General features: G+C 59.6%; 20 protein-coding genes and 1 other RNA gene. 14 read left to right on the top strand and 7 right to left on the bottom strand.

The genetic code is table 11. From position 1 onward, the window contains the following. The first annotated feature begins 7 nt into the window (after positions 1-7). Complete coding sequence (gene uvrA, locus AKL25_RS05050; protein ID WP_050476531.1) at positions 8-2,863, top strand: excinuclease ABC subunit UvrA; 2,856 nt, start codon at positions 8-10, stop codon at positions 2,861-2,863. Positions 2,864-2,891: 28 nt separating this feature from the next. Next, positions 2,892-3,656, top strand: coding sequence for a phytanoyl-CoA dioxygenase family protein (locus AKL25_RS05045; protein ID WP_050476529.1), 765 nt, complete (start codon positions 2,892-2,894; stop codon positions 3,654-3,656). 125 nt (positions 3,657-3,781) lie between these two features. Here AKL25_RS05045 and AKL25_RS05040 read toward each other — a convergent pair whose 3' ends face one another. From AKL25_RS05040 to AKL25_RS05030, 3 genes are all read right to left on the bottom strand, one after another. Further along, positions 3,782-5,518, bottom strand: a complete 1,737-nt coding sequence (locus AKL25_RS05040; RefSeq protein ID WP_050476528.1) for a methyl-accepting chemotaxis protein — start codon at positions 5,516-5,518, stop codon at positions 3,782-3,784. Between the two features lie 106 nt (positions 5,519-5,624). Further along, positions 5,625-6,545 carry an AEC family transporter gene (locus AKL25_RS05035; protein ID WP_050476527.1) on the bottom strand — a complete coding sequence of 307 codons (921 nt, stop codon included), beginning with the start codon at positions 6,543-6,545 and terminating at the stop codon, positions 5,625-5,627. A 13-nt stretch (positions 6,546-6,558) separates the two neighbouring features. Continuing rightward, on the bottom strand, positions 6,559-8,547 hold the full coding sequence (locus AKL25_RS05030; protein ID WP_050476526.1) for a monovalent cation:proton antiporter family protein: 1,989 nt from the start codon (positions 8,545-8,547) through the stop codon (positions 6,559-6,561). A 252-nt stretch (positions 8,548-8,799) separates the two neighbouring features. On the opposite strand from AKL25_RS05030, the gene AKL25_RS05025 reads away from it, so the two are divergent. From AKL25_RS05025 to AKL25_RS05000, 6 genes are read left to right on the top strand one after another with little or no spacing between them, the layout of a single operon-like run. Next, entirely contained in the window at positions 8,800-9,828 is a 1,029-nt protein-coding gene (locus AKL25_RS05025) for a KpsF/GutQ family sugar-phosphate isomerase (protein WP_050476525.1), read from the top strand. Next, a complete protein-coding gene (locus AKL25_RS05020) occupies positions 9,828-10,379 on the top strand; it encodes a KdsC family phosphatase (RefSeq protein ID WP_050476524.1) in 552 nt (183 codons plus the stop codon). Before AKL25_RS05025 ends, AKL25_RS05020 begins: the two co-directional genes overlap by 1 nt. Next, entirely contained in the window at positions 10,376-10,978 is a 603-nt protein-coding gene (lptC, locus tag AKL25_RS05015; protein ID WP_050476523.1) for an LPS export ABC transporter periplasmic protein LptC, read from the top strand. The genes AKL25_RS05020 and lptC overlap by 4 nt, the downstream gene beginning before the upstream one ends. Positions 10,979-11,026: 48 nt before the next feature. Further along, positions 11,027-11,584, top strand: a complete 558-nt coding sequence (gene lptA, locus AKL25_RS05010) for a lipopolysaccharide transport periplasmic protein LptA (RefSeq protein WP_050476522.1) — start codon at positions 11,027-11,029, stop codon at positions 11,582-11,584. Position 11,585: 1 nt separating this feature from the next. Further along, complete coding sequence (gene lptB / locus AKL25_RS05005; protein WP_050476521.1) at positions 11,586-12,329, top strand: LPS export ABC transporter ATP-binding protein; 744 nt, start codon at positions 11,586-11,588, stop codon at positions 12,327-12,329. A 17-nt stretch (positions 12,330-12,346) separates the two neighbouring features. Then, positions 12,347-13,828: an RNA polymerase factor sigma-54 gene (locus AKL25_RS05000; RefSeq protein WP_050476520.1), complete on the top strand. Its 1,482-nt coding sequence runs from the start codon at positions 12,347-12,349 to the stop codon at positions 13,826-13,828. Between the two features lie 73 nt (positions 13,829-13,901). Here the strand turns inward: AKL25_RS05000 and AKL25_RS23675 are convergent. Next, a non-coding RNA gene (locus AKL25_RS23675) (sX9 sRNA) lies at positions 13,902-13,975 on the bottom strand. Positions 13,976-14,073: 98 nt separating this feature from the next. Here AKL25_RS23675 and hpf point away from each other — a divergent pair. From hpf to AKL25_RS04985, 3 genes are all read left to right on the top strand, one after another. After that, positions 14,074-14,427, top strand: coding sequence for a ribosome hibernation-promoting factor, HPF/YfiA family (gene hpf / locus AKL25_RS04995; protein WP_050476519.1), 354 nt, complete (start codon positions 14,074-14,076; stop codon positions 14,425-14,427). 287 nt (positions 14,428-14,714) lie between these two features. Beyond that, complete coding sequence (grxD, locus tag AKL25_RS04990) at positions 14,715-15,026, top strand: Grx4 family monothiol glutaredoxin (RefSeq protein ID WP_050476518.1); 312 nt, start codon at positions 14,715-14,717, stop codon at positions 15,024-15,026. A gap of 90 nt (positions 15,027-15,116) precedes the next feature. After that, a complete protein-coding gene (locus tag AKL25_RS04985) occupies positions 15,117-15,641 on the top strand; it encodes a UbiX family flavin prenyltransferase (protein WP_276203000.1) in 525 nt (174 codons plus the stop codon). Positions 15,642-15,721: 80 nt separating this feature from the next. Here the strand turns inward: AKL25_RS04985 and AKL25_RS04980 are convergent, their stop codons facing one another. After that, positions 15,722-16,480, bottom strand: a complete 759-nt coding sequence (locus AKL25_RS04980; protein WP_050476516.1) for an SDR family oxidoreductase — start codon at positions 16,478-16,480, stop codon at positions 15,722-15,724. Positions 16,481-16,548: 68 nt separating this feature from the next. On the opposite strand from AKL25_RS04980, the gene AKL25_RS24105 reads away from it, so the two are divergent. After that, positions 16,549-16,815, top strand: a complete 267-nt coding sequence (locus AKL25_RS24105; protein ID WP_157050489.1) for a hypothetical protein — start codon at positions 16,549-16,551, stop codon at positions 16,813-16,815. Between the two features lie 268 nt (positions 16,816-17,083). Further along, on the top strand, positions 17,084-18,064 hold the full coding sequence (locus AKL25_RS04975) for a hypothetical protein (RefSeq protein WP_050476515.1): 981 nt from the start codon (positions 17,084-17,086) through the stop codon (positions 18,062-18,064). Between the two features lie 113 nt (positions 18,065-18,177). Here the strand turns inward: AKL25_RS04975 and mdeB are convergent, their stop codons facing one another. Next, a complete protein-coding gene (gene mdeB / locus AKL25_RS04970) occupies positions 18,178-20,862 on the bottom strand; it encodes an alpha-ketoglutarate dehydrogenase (RefSeq protein WP_050476514.1) in 2,685 nt (894 codons plus the stop codon). Positions 20,863-21,000: 138 nt separating this feature from the next. On the opposite strand from mdeB, the gene AKL25_RS04965 reads away from it, so the two are divergent. Beyond that, complete coding sequence (locus AKL25_RS04965) at positions 21,001-21,477, top strand: Lrp/AsnC family transcriptional regulator (protein ID WP_050476513.1); 477 nt, start codon at positions 21,001-21,003, stop codon at positions 21,475-21,477. A gap of 180 nt (positions 21,478-21,657) precedes the next feature. Here AKL25_RS04965 and AKL25_RS04960 read toward each other — a convergent pair whose 3' ends face one another. Next, a complete protein-coding gene (locus tag AKL25_RS04960) occupies positions 21,658-23,358 on the bottom strand; it encodes a methyl-accepting chemotaxis protein (RefSeq protein WP_050476512.1) in 1,701 nt (566 codons plus the stop codon). Positions 23,359-23,475: the final 117 nt, after the last annotated feature.

Raw genomic sequence — 23,475 nt, 5'->3', positions numbered from 1 at the left:
GGCATCCATGGAAGAAATTCGCATTCGCGGCGCACGCACGCACAATCTGAAGAACATCAGCCTCGACTTACCACGCAACAAACTGATCGTGATCACCGGCCTCTCGGGATCGGGAAAATCGTCGCTGGCATTCGATACGCTGTACGCAGAAGGCCAGCGACGCTATGTGGAGTCGCTCTCTTCCTATGCGCGCCAGTTCCTGCAACTGATGGAGAAGCCCGACGTCGACATGATCGAAGGCTTGTCGCCGGCGATCTCGATCGAGCAGAAGGCCACCTCGCACAATCCGCGCTCAACCGTCGGCACCGTCACCGAAATCCACGATTACCTGCGCCTGCTGTACGCCCGCGTCGGCACGCCTTACTGCCCCGACCATCCGGAAAATCCGCTGGCGGCGCAATCGGTGTCGCAAATGGTCGACGCCGTGCTGGCCATGCCGGAAGACACCAAGCTGATGATCCTGGCGCCGGTGGTTGCCAACCGCAAGGGCGAACACGTCGATCTGTTCGAACAGATGCAGGCGCACGGCTTTGTGCGCTTTCGCATCCAGAGCGGCACCGGCACCGCCAAGGTCTATGAAATCGACGACCTGCCCAAACTGAAGAAAACCGAGAAGCACACCATCGACGTCGTCATCGACCGCGTCAAGGTCAAGGACGACATCAAGCAACGCCTGGCGGAAAGTTTCGAAACCGCGCTGCGCATCGCCGAAGGCCGCGCCATTGCGCTGGAGATGGATACCGGCAAGGAACACCTGTATTCCAACAAATTCGCCTGCCCGGTCTGCGGCTATTCGCTGCAAGAGCTGGAGCCGCGCCTGTTCTCGTTCAACAACCCGATGGGCGCCTGCCCGGAATGCGACGGCCTGGGCCACATCGAGTTCTTCGATCCGAAACGCATCGTCGCCTTCCCCAATCTGTCGCTGGCGTCCGGCGCGATCAAGGGCTGGGATCGCCGCAATCAGTTCTACTTCCAGATGCTGTCGAACCTGGCGGCGTTCTACGAGTTCGACATCGACATCCCGTTCGAGCAACTGCCGGAGAAAGCGCAGCAAGTGATCCTGTACGGCTCCGGCCGCCAGACCGTGCCGTTCAGCTACGTCAACGAGCGCGGCCGCACCGTGATCAAGGAACACACCTTCGAAGGCGTGGTCGTCAACCTGCAGCGCCGTTATCGCGAAACCGATTCGATGGCGGTCAAGGAAGAGCTGGCCAAGTTCATCAACGAAAAAGAATGTCCATCCTGCCAGGGTGCGCGTCTGCGCGTGGAAGCGCGCTTCGTCAAGATCGGCACCGGCCGCCAGCAGCGCGCGATTTATGAAGTCGCCGCCACGCCGCTGCGCGAAACCCTGTCCTTCTTTGAAAACCTGAAGCTGACCGGCGCCAAGAAAGAAATCGCCGACCGCATCATCAAGGAAATCATCTCGCGCCTGACCTTCCTCAACAACGTCGGTCTCGACTATCTGTCGCTGGAACGCAGCGCCGATACGCTCTCCGGCGGCGAAGCGCAACGCATCCGCCTGGCATCGCAAATCGGCTCCGGCCTGACCGGCGTAATGTACGTGCTGGACGAACCGTCGATCGGCCTGCATCAACGCGACAACGACCGCCTGATCGGCACGCTCAAGCATCTGCGCGACATCGGCAACAGCGTGCTGGTGGTGGAACATGACGAAGACGCCATCCGCACCGCCGACTACGTGGTCGACATGGGCCTGGGCGCAGGCGTGCACGGCGGCGACATCATCGCCCAGGGCACGCTGGAAGACATCCTCAAGAGCAAGAAATCGCTGACCGCCAAATACCTCAACGGCTCGCTCGAAATCAGCGTGCCGAAGAAGCGCACGCCTTCCGATCCGGAACGCCAGCTGACCATCACCGGCGCCACCGGCAACAACCTGAAGAACGTCAGCTTCGACCTGCCGGTCGGCCTGCTGACCTGCGTCACCGGCGTGTCCGGTTCGGGCAAGTCGACGCTGGTCAACGACACGCTGTATCTGGCGGCGTCGCGCCATCTGTACGGTTCGCAAACCGAACCGGCGGAACATGAATCGATCAGCGGCCTCGAACACTTCGACAAGGTCATCTCGGTCGACCAGGCGCCGATCGGCCGCACGCCGCGCTCCAACCCGGCGACCTACACCGGCCTGTTCACGCCGATCCGCGATCTGTTCGCCACGGTGCCGACCGCCAAGGAACGCGGCTACAGCGCCGGACGCTTCTCGTTCAACGTCAAGGGCGGCCGCTGCGAAGCCTGCCAGGGCGACGGCGTGATCAAGGTCGAGATGCATTTCCTCCCGGACGTCTACGTGCCGTGCGACGTCTGCCACGGCAAGCGCTACAACCGCGAAACGCTGGAAGTGCAATACAAGGGCAAGAACATCACCGAAATCCTCGAGATGACGGTGGAAGATGCGCACGCCTTCTTCCTGCCGGTGCCGCTGATCGCGCGCAAGCTGCACACCCTGCTCGACGTCGGCCTCGGCTACATCAAGCTGGGCCAGAGCGCGACCACGCTGTCGGGCGGCGAAGCGCAGCGCGTCAAGCTGTCGCTGGAACTGTCCAAGCGCGATACCGGGCGTACGCTGTATATCCTGGACGAGCCGACCACCGGTCTGCATTTCCATGACATCGACCTGCTGCTGAAGGTGATCCATCGCCTGCGCGACCAGGGCAATACACTGGCCATCATCGAACACAATCTCGACGTCATCAAGACCGCCGACTGGGTTATCGATCTCGGTCCTGAAGGCGGCGCCGGCGGCGGCAAGATCATCGCCACCGGCACGCCGGAAGATGTGGCCAGGAATCCGGAAAGCATCACCGGCCACTACCTGGCGCCGTTGCTGAAAAAGAAGAAGTAAGACCGTTCAGGAATTAGGATTGATTACCATGGAAACGCTGCTTTCCTCAGCCCAGATCGAGGATTTCCGCAAAGACGGTTATCTGCTGCTCAAGGGCTTTGTGCCTGCCGGGGCCTGCGACGACATGCTCGCCGTCACGCGTGAGCATGTACAGCAGGCCGTCGCGCCGCTGGAATACGAAGCCGACGTCGGCTACGCCGGCGCGCCGTCCTCGCTGGACGCACCGGGAGGCCGCACGGCACGCCGTTTGCGCGCCGCCTGGCAGCGCGACGACCGTTTCCGCGCCTGGGCTTCCGAGCCGCGCCTGGTGGCGGCATTGCATCAACTGTTTGAAGAGCGGGTATGCATCACGCTGTCGCATCACAATTGCGTGATGACCAAGCACCCGACCTTCGGCACGGCGACCGGCTGGCATCGCGATATCCGCTACTGGTCGTTTCCGCGCAATGAATTGATTTCGGTCTGGCTGGCGCTGGGTCCGGAAAACGCCGACAACGGCGGCCTCAAGTTCATCCCCGGTTCGCATCTGCTGCAATTGCAGCCGGAGCAGATGGACGAACTCGATTTCCTGCGTCCGGAAGTCGCGGCCAACCAGGCGTTGTTCGCGCAGGGAATTTCCGTGCCGCTGGAAAAAGGCGATGTGGTGCTGTTCCACAGCGGTTTGTTCCACGCTGCCGGCAAGAATAACTCGGAGCAGATCAAGTCGTCGGTGGTGTTTGCCTATCACGGCCGGAGCAACCCGCCGGTTCCCGGCTCGCGCTCGGCGTCGTCGGATGATATTTTGCTCGACTGAGTGCAGGATTACAGCGGAGAGACCTGTCTCCTCCGCATGAAACAAAAAGGGGATTGCCATTGCGGCAATCCCCTTTTTTACATCCTGCGCTTTGCTCCCCGATCTGGATTCGCGTCAGGATTCGCTCAGAACTGTTCCCAATCGTCGTCGCCGGTCTTGCTGCCTGTGCCGGCGTTGCTTGCCGCCAGCGCCGGCGCAGCCGGTTTTGCCGGTTTGACGGCGACGGCTTTCTTCGCAGCCGCGGCTGGCGCTGAAGACACCGCCGCAGGCCGCGGCGTGACATTGACTGTTCTTGCCGGTGCCGCGGCGAACTGCTGCGCACCGCTGATCTTGAACACGCTCACCACCTGCGTCAGACGCTGCGCCTGATCCTGCAGGGATTGCGCGGCAGCGGCAGCCTCTTCCACCAGCGCGGCATTTTGCTGCGTGGTCTCATCCATCTGCGTGATGGCGCGATTGACTTCTTCGATGCCGGAGCTTTGCTCCTGGCTGGCCGCCGTGATTTCACCCATGACATCGGTCACGCGCTTGACGCTGGCCACCACCTCGTCCATGGTGACGCCGGCCTGCTCGACCAGTTTGCTGCCTTCGCCGACCTTTTGCACCGAGTCGTCGATCAGCGTCTTGATTTCCTTGGCGGCAGCGGCGCTGCGTTGCGCCAGGCTACGCACTTCGCTCGCAACGACGGCGAAACCGCGGCCCTGCTCGCCGGCGCGCGCGGCTTCCACTGCGGCGTTCAATGCCAGGATATTGGTCTGGAAGGCGATGCCGTCAATCACACTGATGATATCGACGATCTTCTTCGACGAATCATTGATGGTGTTCATGGTGACGACCACCTTGCTGACGACGTTGCCGCCCTCTTCCGCGATCTGCGATGCCGATGCCGCCAGCTGATTCGCCTGGCGGGCATTGTCGGCATTCTGCTTGACGGTGGAGGTCAGCTCTTCCATCGCCGACGCCGTCTCTTCCAGCGACCCGGCCTGGCTTTCGGTACGGGCGGAAAGATCGAGGTTGCCGGTGGCGATTTCGCTCGATGCCGTCGTGATGGTGTCGGTGCTGACGCGCACTTCGCCGACGATCTGCTGCAGGCGTCCGTTCATGGTCTGCAGCGCTTCCATCAATTGACCGGCTTCGTCGCGCGAATGCACTTCGATGGTCTGCGTCAGGTCGCCGTCGGCAACGCCCTTGGCCACTTTGACAGCTTCATTGAGCGGACCTGAAATCGCCCGCACCAGCCAGATGCCCATGATGATTGCGACGGAAATACCGACCACGATGGCGGCGATGGTGACGGTCAGGAAAGTCTGATAGCGCGCCTGCGACTGGTCATACAGTTCCTTGCTGACATCCTGCTGCAAGGTGACCAGCTTCTTCATGGTGACATTGAGCTGCTTGAACAGTTCCAGCAAAGGCCCGTTGTAAAGGTCGGTGGCGCCTTGGAAATCACGGTTGTGCAGCGCTTCCATGGCCGGCTTGACGCCTTCCGCGACGAACTTCTTTTGCTGCGCAGTGAATTGCCCGGCCAGCTTGGTTTCTTCCGGCGTGAGGTAGGTCGCCAGGTACTCTTTCCAGACCTTGTCGCCTTCTTTCAAGACCTTGTCGAGATTGTCCATGCTCTTGTCGATCTCGCCGGAGTCGCCGACGATGGCAGTCGAGATGGTGTAACGCCCGGCGTCGACCGCATCAGTCACCTGGCCGAGCTGGATTAACGACACGACACGATCTTCATACAAGGATTTGAGGTCGGTGTTGGTTCTTTGCAAACTGACCAGGCCTACTATGCCGAAAAGAGCAAGCAAGACTGAAAGAAAGCTGACAACGAAGATCAAACGCGCTTTGATGGAGAGATTTTTGAGCATGAGAACATCCTTAGAATGACTTATTAAGCACACTGAGCGCTTGTATCAGTTTCCAAGCATTTCCCATACCAAGATACGTGGAATAAAGCCGTCCTCCGGGTGCAATTCAACGAATCGACGCAGGCAGTCCCATCCATAAACCAAGCGGCACGAAAACGACCGCTGCAAGATTGCCCATGAGTACTATCGACGCCACCTTGTCCGGCTCCTGGCGATATTGTTCGGCCACCATGAAACACAGCACCGCCGGCGGCAATGCTGCGAACAGATACATCTGGCCGCGTTGTCCGGCTGTCAACGGCAGCACCTGATCCAGCAGGAAGGCGACGATCAAGCCAACCAGCGGGCAGGTGGCCGCGCCGATCAGGCCGATGTGCCAGCTTTTGAAACTGATATCCATCATGCGCACGCCCAGCGCAAACAGCATGATGGGAATGCTTGCCTCGCCCAGCAGCTTCATCGCGGAAAAAATCGGCGACGGCAGCGGCACGTGGAAGACGGCAAACAGCACGCCCAGCACCATGGCGATCATGATCGGACTTTTGAACAGCCGCAGCAGCGAGCCGGGCCGGGTATCCCGGCCATGCTGCAACATTTTGACGCCGAGCGAAAAATAGATGAAGGTCGCCGCCGTGAACAAGGCCACGGCCGCCGACAGGCTCTCCGGCCCGAACGCCAGCAGCATCAGCGGCACGCCCATGTTGCCGCCGTTGTTGTACATCATGGGCGGCAGGAAGGTGCGCTTGTCGTAGCCGAACAGCCGCGCGACCGGCCATGCCAACAGGCCCGATCCGAGCGAAATCAGCGCGCTGGCGAGGATCAGCCAGCCGTTATGCACCAGGTCGAAATCCTTGGCTGCCAGTGCGCTAAAGACCATCAGCGGCGCCAGCACTTCCATCGACACGCGATTGACCGAGGCCATGTCGGAGCGCACCACTTCCCCGCGCCAGCGCGCGTAACCGTAGCCGATGGCGATGATGGCGAAAACGGGAAGGATGATGCCGGTGATGCGCTCAATGATTTCCATTGATGTCCATTCTTTATTTTTTCAGCAAGCGCTTTTCCGCTTTGAGGATATTTTCTGCGGTGCCGCGCAAGACCAGGATGTCATCAATCTGCAACTGCGTATCCGGCGTGAATTCGACGCGCAGCTTGCCGCGCCGAAGCATCGTGACCTCGGTGTCGAATTGCTCCAGCGCGACCTGGTACAAGGTCTTGCCGATGGCGCTGGCGCCTTCGGCGAGCACGACGGATTCCAGGCGCACATTGAGGCTGTCGTTGTCTTCCGGCACGTCCGAGGCGCCGTGGAAATAGCCGCGCAGCGAGGTGTAGCGCTCATCGCGGGCACGCTGCACGCGGTGCACCACGCGCCGCAGCGGCACGCCCAGCATCACCAGTGCATGGGAAGCCAGCATCAGGCTGCCTTCCAGCGCTTCCGGCACGACTTCGGTGGCGCCGGCGGCAAGCAGTTTGTCGAGATCGGCATCGTCATGGCTGCGCACGATCACCGGCAGCGTCGGCACCAGTTCATTGGCGTGATGCAAAACCTTCAGCGCCGACGGCGTGCTGGCATAGGTGACCACCAGCGCCGCAGCGCGGTGGATGCCGGCCGCCACCAGGCTTTCGCGGCGGGCGGCGTCGCCGTACGAGACATTGGCGCCGGCGACCTGGGTGTCATGCACCAGATCCGGATCCATTTCCAGCGCGTGGTAGGGAATGCCTTCTTCATCGAGCAGCTTGGCCAGGCTCTGGCCGCTGCGGCCGAAGCCGGCGATGATGACGTGCTTGCGGCTCGACATGGTGCGCGTGGCAAGCTGCGTCAGCGCCAGCGATTGCAGCATCCATTCGTTGGCCGACAGCTTCATGACGATGGCGTCGGATTTGGCGAGGATGAACGGCGCCGCCAGCATGGACAGCACCATTGACGCCAGAATCACCTGGATCAGCAGCGGATCCATCAGTTGCAAGCCGCCGGCCTGATTCAACAGCACGAAGCCGAATTCGCCGGCCTGCGCCAGCGCCAGGCCGGTGCGCAGGGCCACGCCGGTGCTGGAGCCAAACAGCTTGGCCAGGCCGGCAATCAAGACGAACTTGAGCAGCACCGGCCCGATCAGCAGCAGCAGGACCAGCCACCAGTGCTCCAGCACCAGGTGCACGTTGAGCAGCATGCCGATGGTGATGAAGAATAGTCCCAGCAAGACGTCGCGGAAGGATTTGATGTCTTCTTCCACCTGATGCTTGTATTCAGTCTCGGAGATCAGCATGCCGGCGATGAAGGCGCCCAGCGCCAGCGACAAGCCGGCTTTTTCGGTGATCCAGGCCGCGCCCAGCGTGATCATCAGCAGGTTCAGCATGAACAGCTCCTGCGAGCGCCGCTTGACGACGACCTGGAACCAGCTGCGCATCAGTTTTTGTCCGAAGAACAACAGCAAGGCCAGCACCACCACCGCCTTGGTGGTCGCCCAGGCCAGTGTGACGGCCAGGTTGCCGGTGTTCTTGGCCAGCGCCGGCACGATGATCAGCAGCGGCACCAGCGCCAGATCCTGGAACAGCAGGATGCCGAGGATGCGACGGCCGTGTTCGGTTTCCAGCTCCAGCCGCTCGGTCAGCAGCTTGGAGACGATGGCGGTGGATGACATGGCCAGCGCGCCGCCCAGGGCAAAGGCCGCCGGCCAGCTGATATTGTGCAGTTGCGGCAGGATGTAGGCGGTGCTCCAGCCGAACACCATGGCCACCGCGATGGTCGCCAGCACTTGCGCCACGCCCAGTCCGAACACGATATGGCGCATGGACGAGAGCTTGGGCAGGGAGAATTCCAGCCCGATCGAGAACATCAGGAAGACCACGCCGAACTCGGCCAGGGCGTGGGTGGTTTCGTTATCTTCGGCAAAACCGAGCCCGTGCGGGCCGATGACGATGCCGACGACCAGATAGCCCAGCATCGGCGGCAGATGAAACATTCGAAAAACGACGACGCCAAGCACTGCAGCGCCGAGTAGGAAGAGTGTGAGTTCCAGACCTGAAAACATGGATTAGAAAACGAAGCAATTTTTATAGGTGAAGGCCATACGACCTGTTAAGCCAGAACCATGCCTGCCTTGCGGCCACCGATCTGATTTGGTGCATTATTGCGACAGGCCCGCCCCGTCTGCATTTCAGCCGTATACTCTGGCTTCAGGATGGCCGATTGCGGCCGCAAGGCTCCCCAAATACACCCATGGCGCTACACGAGGTTACATCTGGCAAGTTTTTTGCTTTCGTAATTCGTTTATACTTCGGTTATGAGTGTAACCGAACATAAAATCTTGCCAAAAGCTTTTTCTACCGAAAGCGCACAGCGCGCGCTGAGTCTCGCCCGTCAAACCCTGCAAATCGAGGCCGACGCCATTTTGGCGCTCAAGGCCCGGATGTCGGACAACGCCGATGAACCGCTGGCCCGCGCCGTCGGCGTGTTGATGGAATGCAAAGGCCGCGTGGTGGTCTCCGGCATCGGCAAATCCGGCCATATCGGCCGCAAGATCGCGGCAACTTTCGCCTCGACCGGCACCCCCGCGCTGTTCATGCATCCGGCGGAAGCCGCGCACGGCGACCTGGGCATGGTCACGCCGAACGACGTTTTCATCGCCATTTCCAATTCCGGCGAAACCGCCGAGCTGATGGCCATCGTGCCGATCATCAAGCGCATGGGCGCCTACCTGATCGCCATGACCGGCAATGACGAATCCAGCCTGGCGCTGCTGTCGGCGATTCATCTGAACGTCGGCGTGGACAAGGAAGCCTGTACGCTGAACCTGGCCCCAACCGCGAGCACCACTGCCACACTGGCCATGGGCGACGCGCTGGCGGTATCCCTGCTGGACGCACGCGGCTTCATGGAAGAAGACTTTGCCCGCTCGCACCCGGGCGGCGCGCTCGGCCGCCGCCTGCTGACGCACGTGCGCGACGTGATGCGCACCGGCGATGCGATTCCCGCCGTCACGCCGGATGTATCGCTGTCGGCCGCCCTGATGGAAATCACCCGCAAGGGCATGGCGATGACCGCCGTGGTCGATAACGAATACCGCCCGATCGGCGTGTTCACCGACGGCGACCTGCGCCGCCTGCTGGAACGCGGCGACGACTTCACCAAGTCTTCCATTGCCGACGTCATGCACCGCGGTCCGCGTACCATCACGCCGGATCAACTGGCAGTCGATGCCGTACAGCTGATGGAAGAATTCCGCATCAACCAGGTATTGGTGGCCGATGCCGCCGGCAAACTGGTCGGCGCGCTGCATATCCATGACCTGACCCGCGCCAAGGTGATCTGATGGCCGACCGATTCAGTACGGCCAGCGCCGCCGCCATTGCCAAAGCCAAGCAAGTCCGGCTGATGATTTTCGACGTCGACGGCGTACTGACGGACGGCGGCTTGTACTACGGCCCCGACGGCGAACCGATCAAGCGCTTCAACGCGCTCGACGGCCACGGCATCAAGATGCTGCAGCAGTTCGGCGGCATCGCCACCGCGATCATCACGGCCAGGCAGTCGCCTATCGTCTTGCGTCGCGCCAAGGATCTGGGCATCGCCCATGTGTTCCAGGGCGTGCACGACAAGCGCATCGCCTTTGCGCAATTGCTGGAACAGACCGGCATCCCGGCGTCAGCCTGCGGCTATCTCGGCGACGACGTGATCGACCTGCCGGTGCTGACCAAGGTCGGCTTCACCGCCTGTGTGGCCAACGGCCACCATGACGTCAAGCAACGCGTCGACTACATCACCGAGGGCTTCGGCGGCAACGGCGCCGCCCGCGAACTGTGCGACTTCATCCTGACGGCGCAGGGCCATTACGAGACGGCGCTGGCCGGCTATCTTGCATGAGCAACCACAGCGGCGAACGCGCAGCGCAGCGCATCCGGTTGGCCATCATCGTCGCCGTCCTCGCGGCGCTGGCGCTGGCCAGCTTCTGGGTGCTGCAAGTCCTGCGCAGCAACAGCGACAGCGCGCTCACAACGCGTCCAAGCAGCAAGCCTGACTATTACGTCGAGCAGTTCAGCTACGTCAAGATGTCGGAAACCGGCCAGCCGCGCTACGACATCACCGGCGCCAGGATGGTCCACTTCCCTGCTGACGATTCGTTTGAAGTGACCAAGCCCGTCATCACTACCCTGACCGAAGAAAAAGCGCCGATGACGCTGTACTCGCAACGCGCCAGGATTGAAGACGACAACAGCAAGATTCACATGTACGGCGACGTCAACGGCAATCGCGCCGCCACTGCAAAATCCGAGAACATGCACTTGAAAACGGAATATCTGTTGCTGTTGCCGGACGACGATATTGCCAAGACGGACAAACCGGTTGAACTGACCATGGGCTCGTCCATCATGACCGGCACCGGCATGATCGCCAACAACGCCACGCAAGAATTCCAGTTACTACACAATGTCCGCGGTACTTACCAGCCGCGTCCACGCTAGCCTCACCGCCAGCTGGCATAACCAAGCGAGATACCCGCGCAGGATGATATGAAAACGAATCTTTTATTGCCTCTGCTGACCCTGCTCCTGATGAGCGCAAGCGGCATCGTTCGCGCTGAAAAAGCCGACACCGAAAAGCCGACCCGCATCGAAGCCGAGCAGATGGTCTATGACGACGTCAAACAGGTGAAGACCTTCACCGGCAACGTCATCCTGACGCGCGGCACGCTGCTGATCAAGGCCGGCAAGGTGGTGCTCACCACCGATCCCGCCGGCTATGAACTGGCGATCCTGTATGCAGCGCCGGGCCAGCTTGCCAGCTTCCGCCAGAAGCGCGACGGCGGTCCGAACCTGTGGATCGAAGGCCAGGCCGAACGCATCGAATACAGCGAGAAAACCGAAATCTCCAAATTGTTTACGCGTGCCCACATGCAACGCATGGACGGCGCGCGCGTGACGGATGAAGTCAACGGCGAGTTCATTTCCTACGACAGCCGCGCCGAGTTCTATTCGGTCAACAACACCAATACCGGCGAAAGCAAACCGGGCGGCGGCCGCATCACGGCGATCATCCAGCCGCGCGTCGATCCGCCGAAAGGACAATAAGATGGCGACAAGTTCCCTCGTCGTCCGCGGACTGCAAAAAAGCTATGGCGCGCGCCAGGTCGTGCGCGACGTATCGCTGGAAGTGGAAAGCGGCGAAGTGGTCGGTTTGCTCGGCCCCAACGGCGCCGGCAAGACCACCTCGTTTTACATGATCGTCGGCCTGGTGCCGTCGGATGGCGGTGAAATCGATCTGGACGGCGCCGACATCTCGCGCCTGCCGATTCACCAGCGCGCCTCGATGGGCCTGTCTTATCTGCCGCAGGAAGCCTCGGTGTTCCGCAAGCTGACCGTGGAAGACAACATCCGCGCCGTGCTGGAACTGCGCAGGGAAAACGGCAAGCCGCTCAGCCGCGATGAAATCGAAGGCCGCCTCAACAACCTGCTGCACGAACTGCAGATCGAGAAGCTGCGCGAAAGCCAGGCCTTGTCGCTGTCCGGCGGTGAACGCCGCCGCGTCGAGATCGCCCGCGCGCTGGCGACCGATCCGCGCTTCGTGCTGCTGGACGAACCGTTCGCCGGTATCGACCCGATTGCGGTGATCGAGATCCAGCGTATCGTGCGCTTCCTCAAGGAGCGCGGCATCGGCGTCCTGATCACCGACCATAACGTGCGCGAAACCCTCGGCATCTGCGACCGCGCCTACATCATCAACCAGGGCACCGTACTGGCCAGCGGCAGCCCCGACGACATCATTGCCAATGAATCCGTACGCCGCGTGTATCTCGGCGAACATTTCCGCATGTAGTGCCCCAGGCCATCTGAATGAAACAATCCCTCCAGTTACGCACATCCCAGCATCTGGCATTGACGCCGCAGTTGCAGCAGTCGATCCGCCTGCTGCAATTGTCGACGCTGGAACTGCATCAGGAACTGGAACAGATCCTTTCCGACAATCCGCTGCTGGAACGTCTCGACGACGCCCTCGACAACTCCGTACGCCTGCTGGCCGACGGCGCCATCAGTTCGACGCCTGCCGAACAGGCCGACCCGGCAGAGAACGTGGTCAGCAGCGCGCCGACCGAAGCGGAAACGGCCGAGCACGCCGACAGTCTCGGCGGCGGCGACGACAATGTGAGCGGCGATGCGGAGTGGAGTTTCGACGACGTCGCCCGCACCGGCAAGACGCCCGACGATGAAGACGCGCGTCCGCAACTGGAAGCGCACACCGTCACCCTGCGCGAGCATCTGCTGGAGCAGGCGCGGCTGACCGTCCGGCTGCTGCGCGACCGCGCGCTGGTCGAACTGATCATCGATGCGCTGGACGATCACGGCTATCTGGAAGAACCGCTGGAAGATATCCTCGCGCGCCTGCCCGAAGAACTTGAAATCGAACTGGAAGAACTCTCCATTGCGCTCAAGCTGCTGCAAAGTTTCGACCCGGCCGGCGTCGGCGCACGCAGCGCATCGGAGTGCCTGGCGCTGCAGATCAAACGTTTGCCGAAAGTTGCCTTTGTCACACGCCGCCTGGCGCTGACGATAGTCGAAGATTGCCTTCCCCTGTTTGCCCAAAGAGATTTCAACAAGATCAAGAAAGCACTCGGCTGCGACGACGAAGACTTGCGAGAAGCACAAGCTGTCATCCGTCAGTGCAATCCGCATCCCGGTTCTGCTTTCGCATCGGAAACTTCCGACTATGTCGTACCCGACGTGATTGTCAAAGCGACCAAGGACGGCTGGCAGGTTTTGCTCAACCACGACGTCATGCCGCGCCTGCGCGTCAATGCGATGTACGCCAATGCGATGAAGCAGACCAAGGGCGACGGATCGCTCGGTTCTCAGCTGCAGGAAGCCAAGTGGCTGATCAAAAACATGCGCCAGCGTTTCGATACGATTTTGCGTGTCGCGCAGGCAATTGTTGAACGGCAACGCAACTTTTTTTCTCATGGCGCAGTTGCCATGCGCCCCCTTGTGTTGCGCGAAATAGCTGATACACTAGGTCTACACGAGAGCACTATTTCTCGTGTAACGACTCAGAAGTACATGCTGACCCCGCATGGCATGTTTGAGTTGAAATACTTCTTCGGCAGCCACGTCGCAACGGAAACAGGAGGAGAAGCTTCCTCCACCGCGATACGGGCTCTCATCAAACAACTGATAGGAGCAGAAGACCCTAAGAACCCACTCTCTGATAGCAAGATTGCAGATATGTTGGCGGAACAGGGCATGGTGGTGGCGCGGCGTACCGTCGCGAAATACCGCGAAGTGCTCAAGATCCCGCCGGTGAATCTCCGCAAATCTCTGTAAGTTTTTCTGTAGTAGCACCTGTTGCTGTGTTCTAGCGTAATGCTCCACAAACAACCGGACAATGCGCGAACCTGGTTAAGGTCTGTCGCGAGAAGCCATCAGCTGGTGGCGCCCGGAGCGCAGAAACCGGAATGTACTTGGGTACATGAGGATTTCGAGCACCGGACGATGCCAGATCATGGCTTCGCAGCAAGACATTAAGCAGGTTCCAGGAACCTCCAGCAACCTCATGATAGGAGTGCTGTATGAATCTGACCATTAGTGGCCATCACCTCGATTTGACCCCCGCAATCCGCGAGTACGTGCAAAGCAAACTGACGCGCATCAAGCGCCATTTTGATCACGTCATCGACATCAGTGTGATCCTCAGCGTCGACAAGCTGACAGAAAAAGAAAAACGCCAGAAAGCAGAAATCAACGTTCACATTAAGGGTAAGGACTTGCATGCCGAAAGCATTGCACATGACCTGTATGCCGCCATTGACATGCTGATCGACAAACTGGACCGCCAGGTCATCAAGCATAAGGACCGCGTACAGAACCATCACTCGATGGCAAAACGCCTGCCGGAAGAACCTGTTCCCGCGGCTGCCTCGTGATAGCCAACTAGCCGGCGGATTGGACCGGCAACAGAAAAAGGGCGCGTCAGCGCCCTTTCTTGTTTTTATATCATTTATATTTTTTCCCGCCTGCCGGTCCGCTCACCCGTCTTTTCCTGCAGACCGGCAAGGTCAAATGATTTACGTATTTTTCCTTTTATCGCAGATGTTGCCGAAACGACAGCTTTCCCTTTCGCAACACCCCATCCGCAGAATCAGCAGACCTCAACGCGAAGGCTCGCTTTTTCATATAATGTCGGCATTGAGAACTTTTTGAAGGTGTAGTCATGAGCGAAGTGCAATCCTGGATCAAAGAAACCGTTACCCAAAACCCTGTCGTGCTGTTCATGAAGGGTACTGCGCAATTCCCGCAATGCGGCTTTTCCGGCAAAGCGATCCAATTGCTCAAGGCCAGCGGCGCTGAAAACATCGTGACCGTCAATGTGCTGGAAAGCGCGGACGTGCGCCAGGGCATCAAGGAATATTCGAACTGGCCGACCATTCCGCAACTGTATGTCAACGGCGAGTTCGTCGGCGGCTCCGACATCATGAACGAAATGTACGAAGCCGGCGAACTGCAAACCCTGTTCAAGGGTTAAGGTCTGTCCTCCGCGACGACGACAGCCAGGGCGTCGGAACCTCAACGCCTGATCGTCGCCATCACCGGCGCGACCGGCGTTGCCTACGGCGTGCGACTGTTGCGCGTACTGCGCGACACCGATATCGAGACCCATCTGCTGGTCTCTGAAGCCGGCGTGCTCAATCTGCATCAGGAACTCGACATGAGTCGCAAGGACGTCGAAGCACTGGCCGACGTCGTGCATCCGGTGCGCGATGTCGGCGCCTCGATCGCCAGCGGCTCGTTCACGTCGGCCGGCATGATCGTCGCCCCCTGCTCGATGAAAACCCTGGCGGCGATTGCCAACGGCCTGTCCGACAACCTCATTACGCGCGCCGCCGATGTGGTCCTGAAGGAGCGTCGCCGCCTGGTGCTGATGGTGCGCGAAACGCCGTTCAATCTGGCCCACCTGCGCAACATGACCAGCGTCACCGAAATGGGCGGCATCATCTTCCCTCCCCTGCCCGGTTTTTATCACCGCCCGCAATCGATCGATGAAATGATCGACCACACGCTGGGCCGCGTGCTCGATCTGTTCGCCATTCCGCATGCGCTGACGCCGCGCTGGAACGGTCTCAAGAATCCACAGACGTAAATACGCCAGTCAACCGCCCATGAAAAAACGCGCTCCCGTCGCCGGCAGCGCGTTTTGCTTTATGTGGAATCAATCGATGCTCAACCGCGGCCGATAAACGGCATCTTGGTCGCCATCACGGTCATGAACTGCACGTTCGCATCCAGCGGCAAACTGTCCATATACAGAATCGCCTTGGCCACATGGCCTGCATCCATGGTCGGCTCCACCTGGGTCGAACCGTCGGCCTGCAGCGTGCCCTTCTTCATCAGCTCGGTCATGTCGGTCGACGCATTGCCGATATCGATCTGGCCGCAGGCGATGTCGTAGCGGCGACCGTCGAGCGAAGTCGATTTGGTCAGCCCGGTAATCGCGTGCTTGGTCGCGGTATACGACGCCGAGAACGGCCGCGGCGCGTGGGCCGAGATCGAGCCGTTGTTGATGATGCGGCCGCCGCGCGGCGATTGCTCTTTCATGATTTTGAACGCTTCCTGCGTACACAGGAACACGCCGGTCAGATTGATATCCACGGCAGATTTCCACTGCTCGTAGCTCAACTCTTCAATCGACATCGGCGGCGCAAAAATGCCGGCATTGTTGAACAGCAGGTCGAGGCGGCCGAATTTCTCCTTGGCCTTGGCGAACAGATTCTTCACCGACGCCGGATCGCTCACATCGGCCGACACCACCAACGCATTGGCGCCGAATTCGCCGGCAGCCTCCACCGTTGCCTGCAGCGGCTCCAGGCGGCGTCCGGCCAGCACCACGGCATAACCGTCGCGCAGCAGCGCCAGCGAAATCTGTTTGCCGATACCGGAACCTGCGCCGGTGACCAATGCGATTCTTTTCGGTGCTGCCATGTATTTCGCTCCTTAGTTATCAATGTCTCGCGCTCCGATGGAGCAGAGGTTGTCCATCGTTTTGAAAAATGAATATAGCAGCAGTTCTCGGCATCGCTGATGAGATATTTTCAGCTGATCGCCACGCTTCCGGAAATTTTTCCGTCGCGATGCCGACCTCCGGGACCGATGCTCTTTTCAGAGAATTGATTGCGCCGTCCTCGCCATTACTGCACAAAAAAACATATTGCCCATTTGCTATTTTTTTAATGATTGCGGGAATTTCCTGTCAAAATGCTGACAATTATGCAGCAGTAAATAACGTAATGTATAGATCGCAAATTTTCTGTAAGTGATTGTAATGTTTTACATTTTTCCATCCGCGAATCACTATATTCAAAAAAATGACGTAGCCAATGCAGCAAGAAAGCATCAGCCAAACAAAGCGTCACCCGCCAGGAAACACAGGCCCTTGACATTGAATCGTGCGCTGAAATTGATACCTTTGCATGGCGATGCCTGACCCAGAACAACACCTCGCTTCCCTTTGCCGCAAACCGAACACTGCAATCGCGATGCCCCTGTGCAGACCACACGCTATGGCCTTATCGGGTGACCGATACCATGACTGATACCTACGACGTTTTATATATCCATAGCCCGATTACTTACTCCATCGGGCGCCAGTTGCTGGCCAATGGAGAAATCCATAACCCGCTTGTCATCTGCGGGCGCAAGACCCAATGGAATGGCCCGCACCTGGAAGTGATCGACGACGGCATCTGGAATGCCGAGCGCGTGCGCGACTTTCTGAAGGCGATGCTCGATGCGCTGCCCCGCGAACGTCCGATCCAGCTCAATATCTATCTGCCACATACCGGCTTCCTGCTCGGCAAGCTGCTCAAAATGTCGCCGCTGGTGCGCCGCATCTTTTATATCGAAGAAGGCGACACCTCGCACGACGAGCAATATACGAAGGACAGGGAAAATCTGGCCGTTCCGCTTGCCACTTATCGTGCTTACCTGAACCAGCATCAGCTGCTGGAAAGACTGGGAATCACCAACGCCGCGCTGGATGCCGTCAATGAGATGGAGGCCATCTGGTTTGACGGCAAGCATCCCAAATACGGCGGCGCATTCGGCATATCGCCGACGTCGTTTCCGTCGCTCTCCAACGTGCAGCAGATCCGGCTGGCCTTGCAGGAAGACATTCCCGACAGAGAAAAAATCTGGGTCTGCATGCTGCCGAACATCGTCAGCCTCGCTTCCAGATACGACAACAACCAGGCGCTGCTGCAAAAGATCCTGTATGCGCTGGTGATTTCCCTGCGCACGCAAAGCGCCCTGGCAGCCAGCATGTCGTGCGCGCTGCTGATCAAGTTTCATCCCGTCGATGAAGCCAATCTCAGCGAGGACTTCAAAGCCGAACTGATGCACGCCGCCGGCTCCTACACGGATTTCTTCCGGGAGCGCGGACTGGATGCTGGCTATGAACCCGCCTTGTATGGCTTCGGCAAATACCTGGTGCTCAACACCTCCGCAGCGAGCCGCTACGTCGCCCAGCTTCTGGGGCAAGAGCGGCTGGTGAACGTCACGCTCGATTAAATCGTCGCACAAAGAAAAAACGCCATCCCCGCTCATGACGGGAGATGGCGTTTTTTTATCGCCGCACACTCAGTGATGAATGCGGCGGCGAATTCGACAGGGGATGCTCTGTATCAGACCGATGTCGACAACGGCTTGGTCAAATCGATCTGCAGTTTCTCTGCGGCGGCCTTCAACGCCGCCGCGTCGTCGCCGAACACTTCCGTCAACGCCGTATAAGCGATCCAGCGTGCATCGACTTCAAAGAAATCGCGCAGGTTGGCGCGCGTGTCGCTGCGGCCGAAGCCGTCGGTGCCGAGCGTGACATAGCGCGCAGGCACATACGCGCGAATGCCTTCGGACAGCGCACGGACATAGTCGCTGACGGCGATGACCGGCGCCGCGCCCGATTGCAGCTGCCGGGTAACATAAGGCAGCTCGCGTGCCGCCGGCGTCAGGCGATTCTGGCGTTCGACAGCGATGCCGTCGCGCGACAGCTCGGTGAAGCTGGTGACGCTCCAGACCTCTGCAGTCACGTTGAATTGCTCCTGCAACATGCGGGCAGCGGACGTCGCCTCTTTCAACATCGGTCCTGCCGCCAGCAAGCGAACTTGCGCATCGGCTTTCGCCTCCAGGCAATACATGCCGCGCAGGATACCGTCCCTGATGCCTGCATCTTGCGGCATGCTCGGCTGCGCTTCGTTTTCGTTGGTGACGGTGACGTAGTAGAAAACATCTTCGTTGCGCTCCAGCATGCGGCGCATGCCTTCATCGACGATCACCGCCATCTCATAGGCATAAGCCGGATCGTAGGACACGCAATTCGGAATGCCGGCAGCCATCACGTGGCTGCTGCCGTCCTGATGCTGCAAGCCCTCGCCGCCCAGCGTGGTGCGACCGGATGTGGCGCCGATCAGGAAGCCGCGCGCACGCTGGTCCGCCGCCGCCCAGATCAGGTCGCCGATGCGCTGGAAGCCGAACATCGAGTAGTAAATGTAGAACGGCAGCATCGGCAAACCATGTACCGAGTAACTGGTCGCCGCAGCCGTCCACGATGAAATCGCGCCCGCTTCGGTAATGCCCTCTTCCAGAATCTGGCCGTCCTTGGCTTCGCGATAGGATAGGATGGAACCGATGTCTTCCGGCTCGTACAACTGGCCTTGCGACGAATAGATGCCGACCTGGCGGAACAGATTCGCCATGCCGAAAGTACGCGCTTCATCGGCCACGATCGGCACCACGTATTTGCCCAGATCCGCATCCTTGAGCATGCTGCTGAGCATGCGCACCAACGCCATGGTGCTGGACATTTCCTTGCCTTCGGCATCGAGCGCAAACTTGGCGTGGGTTTCGATGGCGGGAACGTTGCGTCTGGCATCGCCAGCAACACGGCGCGGCATGTGGCCGCCGAGTGCTGCGCGGCGCGCCAGCAAATGTTTCATCTCGGCGCTGTCGACCGCCGGTTTGTAGAACGCCAGGTTCTTGCACTGCTCGTCGCTGATCGGCAGCTTGAAGCGATTGCGGAAAGCGATCAGCACTTCTTCATCCAGCTTCTTTTGCTGGTGGGTGGTCATCTTGCCTTCGCCGGCCGCGCCCATGCCATAACCCTTCTTGGTCTGCGCCAGAATCACCGTCGGCTGGCCGCGGTGGTTGGCGGCCGCGTGGTAGGCCGAGTGGATCTTCTTCATGTCGTGGCCGCCGCGACGCAGGCGATTGATTTCCTCGTCGGTCAGCGTCTCGGCAATCTTGCGCGTGCCGGCGGTCTGGCCGAAGAAGTGTTCGCGGTTGAACGCGCCGTCGTTGGCGGCGAAGGTTTGCAACTGCCCGTCGACCGTGCGGTTGAGCGCATCGATCAGTTCGCCGTCCTGGTCGCGTGCAAACAAGCCATCCCAGTCCGAGCCCCACAGCAGCTTGATGACGTTCCAGCCGGCGCCGGCGAACAAGGTCTCCAGCTCATCGACGATATGGCCGTTGCCGCGCACCGGGCCGTCCAGGCGCTGCAGATTGCAGTTGACCACGAAGATCAGGTTGTCGAGCTTCTCGCGCGAAGCCAGGCTCAGCGCCGCCAGCGATTCCGGCTCGTCCATCTCGCCGTCGCCGAACACACCCCACACCTTGCGCCCCTGATCCTGAAGCAGGCCGCGATGTTCCATGTAACGCAAAAAGCGCGCCTGATAAATTGCATTGATCGGACCGATGCCCATCGAGCCGGTCGGGAACTGCCAGAAATTCGGCATCAGCCAGGGATGCGGATACGACGACAGCCCTTGCTTGCCATGCTTCTTGGCTTCGATTTCGCGGCGATAGAAACTGAGGTCGTCCTCGCTCAGCGCGCCTTCCAGGAAAGCCCGTGCGTAGATGCCCGGCGCCGAGTGCGGCTGGAAGTACACCAGGTCGCCGGCGAACTGCGCATCGCGCGCGCGGAAGAAATGGTTGAAGCCGACTTCGAACAGATCGGCAGCCGAGGCATAGCTGGCGATATGGCCGCCCAGCTCGCCGTAGGCGCGGTTGGCGCGCACCACCATCGCCAGCGCATTCCAGCGCATGACGGTGGCCAGATGTTCTTCAATCGCCTGCGCGTCCGAGCCGCCGGGGAAAGGCGGCTCCTGCTCAGGCCGGATGGTGTTGATATAGGGCGTATTGCGCGCGTCGCGCCAGTTGATGCCCCATTGCTGCGCCGCCGCCGACAGGCGCGACAACAAAAACCGCGCACGGTCCGGACCGACTTCCTGCAATACGCCTTGCAACGCCTGCAACCACTCCTGGGTTTCCTGGGCGTCAATATCGATGTCTTTGGCGAATCCGCTTGCTGATGACATTTCCACGTTCTGTCTCCTTATCAATCCGACCAATGTACGCCGGATAAAGCAGAATGAGTCACTGAAATGAATGGCTTGACGTACAATATTCAGCAGAATATGCCGCCAATAAATAATTAACGGAAATAAATTTCACACATGGAACTCGACGCCATCGATTTACGCATCCTGAGCATCCTTCAGGAAAACAGCGCCCTCAGCAACCTGGAGCTCGCCTCCAAGATTAACCTGTCGCCGTCGCCGACGCTGGCGCGCGTCAAGCGGCTGGAAAACGAAGGCATCATCTCGCGCTACGTGGCGCTCGGCAATCCGCATCTGCTGGGGCTGAAGGTCAACGTCTTCGTCAAGGTCAGCCTGGAAAAACAGGAGTCGCTCGCACTCGCGAATTTCGAAGCCGCCGTCAGCGCCTTCGATGAAGTCATGGAGGTCTATCTGATGACCGGCGATGAAGATTATCTGTTGCGCATCGTCGTCGCCGACCTGCAGGCGCTGGAACATTTCATCCTCGACCACCTGACCAAAATCCCCGGCATCAAGAACATCCGCTCCAGCTTCGCGCTCAAGCAGGTCAAATACAAGACGGCGCTGCCCATCGCCGGATCGCTGGCGCGCTAGCCGCCGGCGCCTGGCGAACCGCAATCAAAAAAGGCGATTCACATTACTGTGAACCGCCTGTACGTCAATGCATTCGCATTAACTGATGAGACCTTGCTGGCGCACACTGCGTCTCATCCCCTCACCCCCACTACTCACTACCCCCACAACAAATTCGTTGATGTTTCTGATCGGGTCGGATCAGGCTGCATAACTGAACTCTTCCATTTCCAGTGCCGGAGCGCTAACCGGCTTCGGCAGACGATGTACCTGGGCGGTCGATGCCTTGCTCACACGCACCGGGCTCACGGCATTGACGACGTTGGTTTCGACAGCGTGCTGATGTTGCTCATCCAGCTTGAAGACGGCGACCACGTCAGCCAGGTTGCCGGCTTGTTGCTGCATCGATGCGGCAGCAGCGGCGGCTTCTTCGACCAGTGCGGCGTTTTGCTGCGTGACCTGATCCATTTGTGCGATCGCAAGGTTGATCTGTTCGATGCCGCGGGTCTGTTCGTCGCTGGCCGAGCTGATTTCGCCCATGATGCCGGTGACGCGCTTGACGCTTTCCAGGATCTCGCCCATGGTCGAACCTGCTTCATCCACCAGTGCGGTGCCTGCATCCACCTTTTCAACCGAATTGCCGATCAGCTCCTTGATTTCCTTGGCAGCCGAAGCCGAACGTTGCGCCAGGCTGCGTACTTCGGAAGCCACCACCGCAAAACCGCGGCCTTGTTCACCGGCACGTGCTGCTTCGACAGCGGCGTTCAATGCCAGGATGTTGGTCTGGAAAGCGATGCCGTCGATCACGCCGATGATGTCCACCACTTTCTTCGACGACTCGTTGATCGAGGCCATGGTGTCGACCACACGGGACACGACCGAGCCGCCCTTGATGGCGATGTTCGATGCGGTTTCGGCCAACTGATTCGCCTGCTTGGCGTTCTCGGCGTTTTGCTTGACGGTGGCGGTCAGTTCTTCCATCGCCGAAGCGGTTTCTTGCAGCGAGCCGGCTTGTTGTTCGGTACGGGACGACAAGTCCAGATTGCCCGAGGCGATTTCAGTCGATGCGGCGGCAATGGTGTCGGTGCCGTGGCGGACATCGCCGACGATGCGCAACAGATTGCCGTTCATGTCTTTCAGCGCCAGCATCAGTTGACCGAGCTCATCCTTGCTTTGCACCTTGATGTCGCTGGTCAGGTCGCCGGCACTCACGTTTTGAGCGATGGCAACAGCTTCTTTCAGCGGACGGGAGATCGAGCGGGTCAGCATCCAGGCGATCATCGAGCCGAGCACCAGCGAGATCACGGTGATGGCGAACATGGTCCACTTGGAGACTTCGTACGCAGCCTGTGCGCTGGCCAGATTGGCTTTGCTGTTGGCGCGCATCATGTCGTTGAATTCGGCGATGTGAGCGATGACCTGCTTGAGCAGCGGCATGCAATCTGCAATCAGCGCCGCTTTGGCCGCGTCAGTCTGCTGCGTGGTCGCCAGGTTGCCGATCTTGGTGGCGATCGGCAGGTATTTCGCTTCCAGCGCGCTCAGTTGCGCCAGCATGCTGCGCTCCTGGTCACTGGAGTCGGCAGTATTCTTCATCAGCACGTTCAACTCTTGCAGGCCCTGATCGATATCTTTCTGCGCCTTGGTGACCAGTTCGATGTCGCCTTTTTGTGCTGCCGGATCGGAAACCAGCACCAGGTTGCGTGCTGCAATGGCGCGCAGGCCGACGGCAAACTGCACCTTGCTCAACGCCAGCAACTTGCCTTCATCGACCGAAGTCAGAAATTCCACACGATCGTTCAGTTTCGACACCTGGCTCAGACCAAAGCCCGCGCCTGCGACGAGCAAGGCCAGGATGGCGCCGAAACCAAGACTCAGGCGTAAGCCGATTTTCCAGTTCTTCATGTTGTTCTCCCTGTGGGGTTGTGTGAGGTAGTTCTATGGGTACGACTAGTGGGTGAACGAATCTTCTGCCAAATCGATGAACGCGAATATCGGGGTTTTCCTGAGTAGTTAAAGTGA

It is taken from the genome of Herbaspirillum rhizosphaerae (assembly GCF_001189965.1).
Taxonomy (GTDB): Bacteria; Pseudomonadota; Gammaproteobacteria; order Burkholderiales; family Burkholderiaceae_D; genus Herbaspirillum; species Herbaspirillum rhizosphaerae.
Note: the sequence above shows the minus strand (reverse complement) of the source record. Positions and strands in the feature narration are given on the sequence as shown.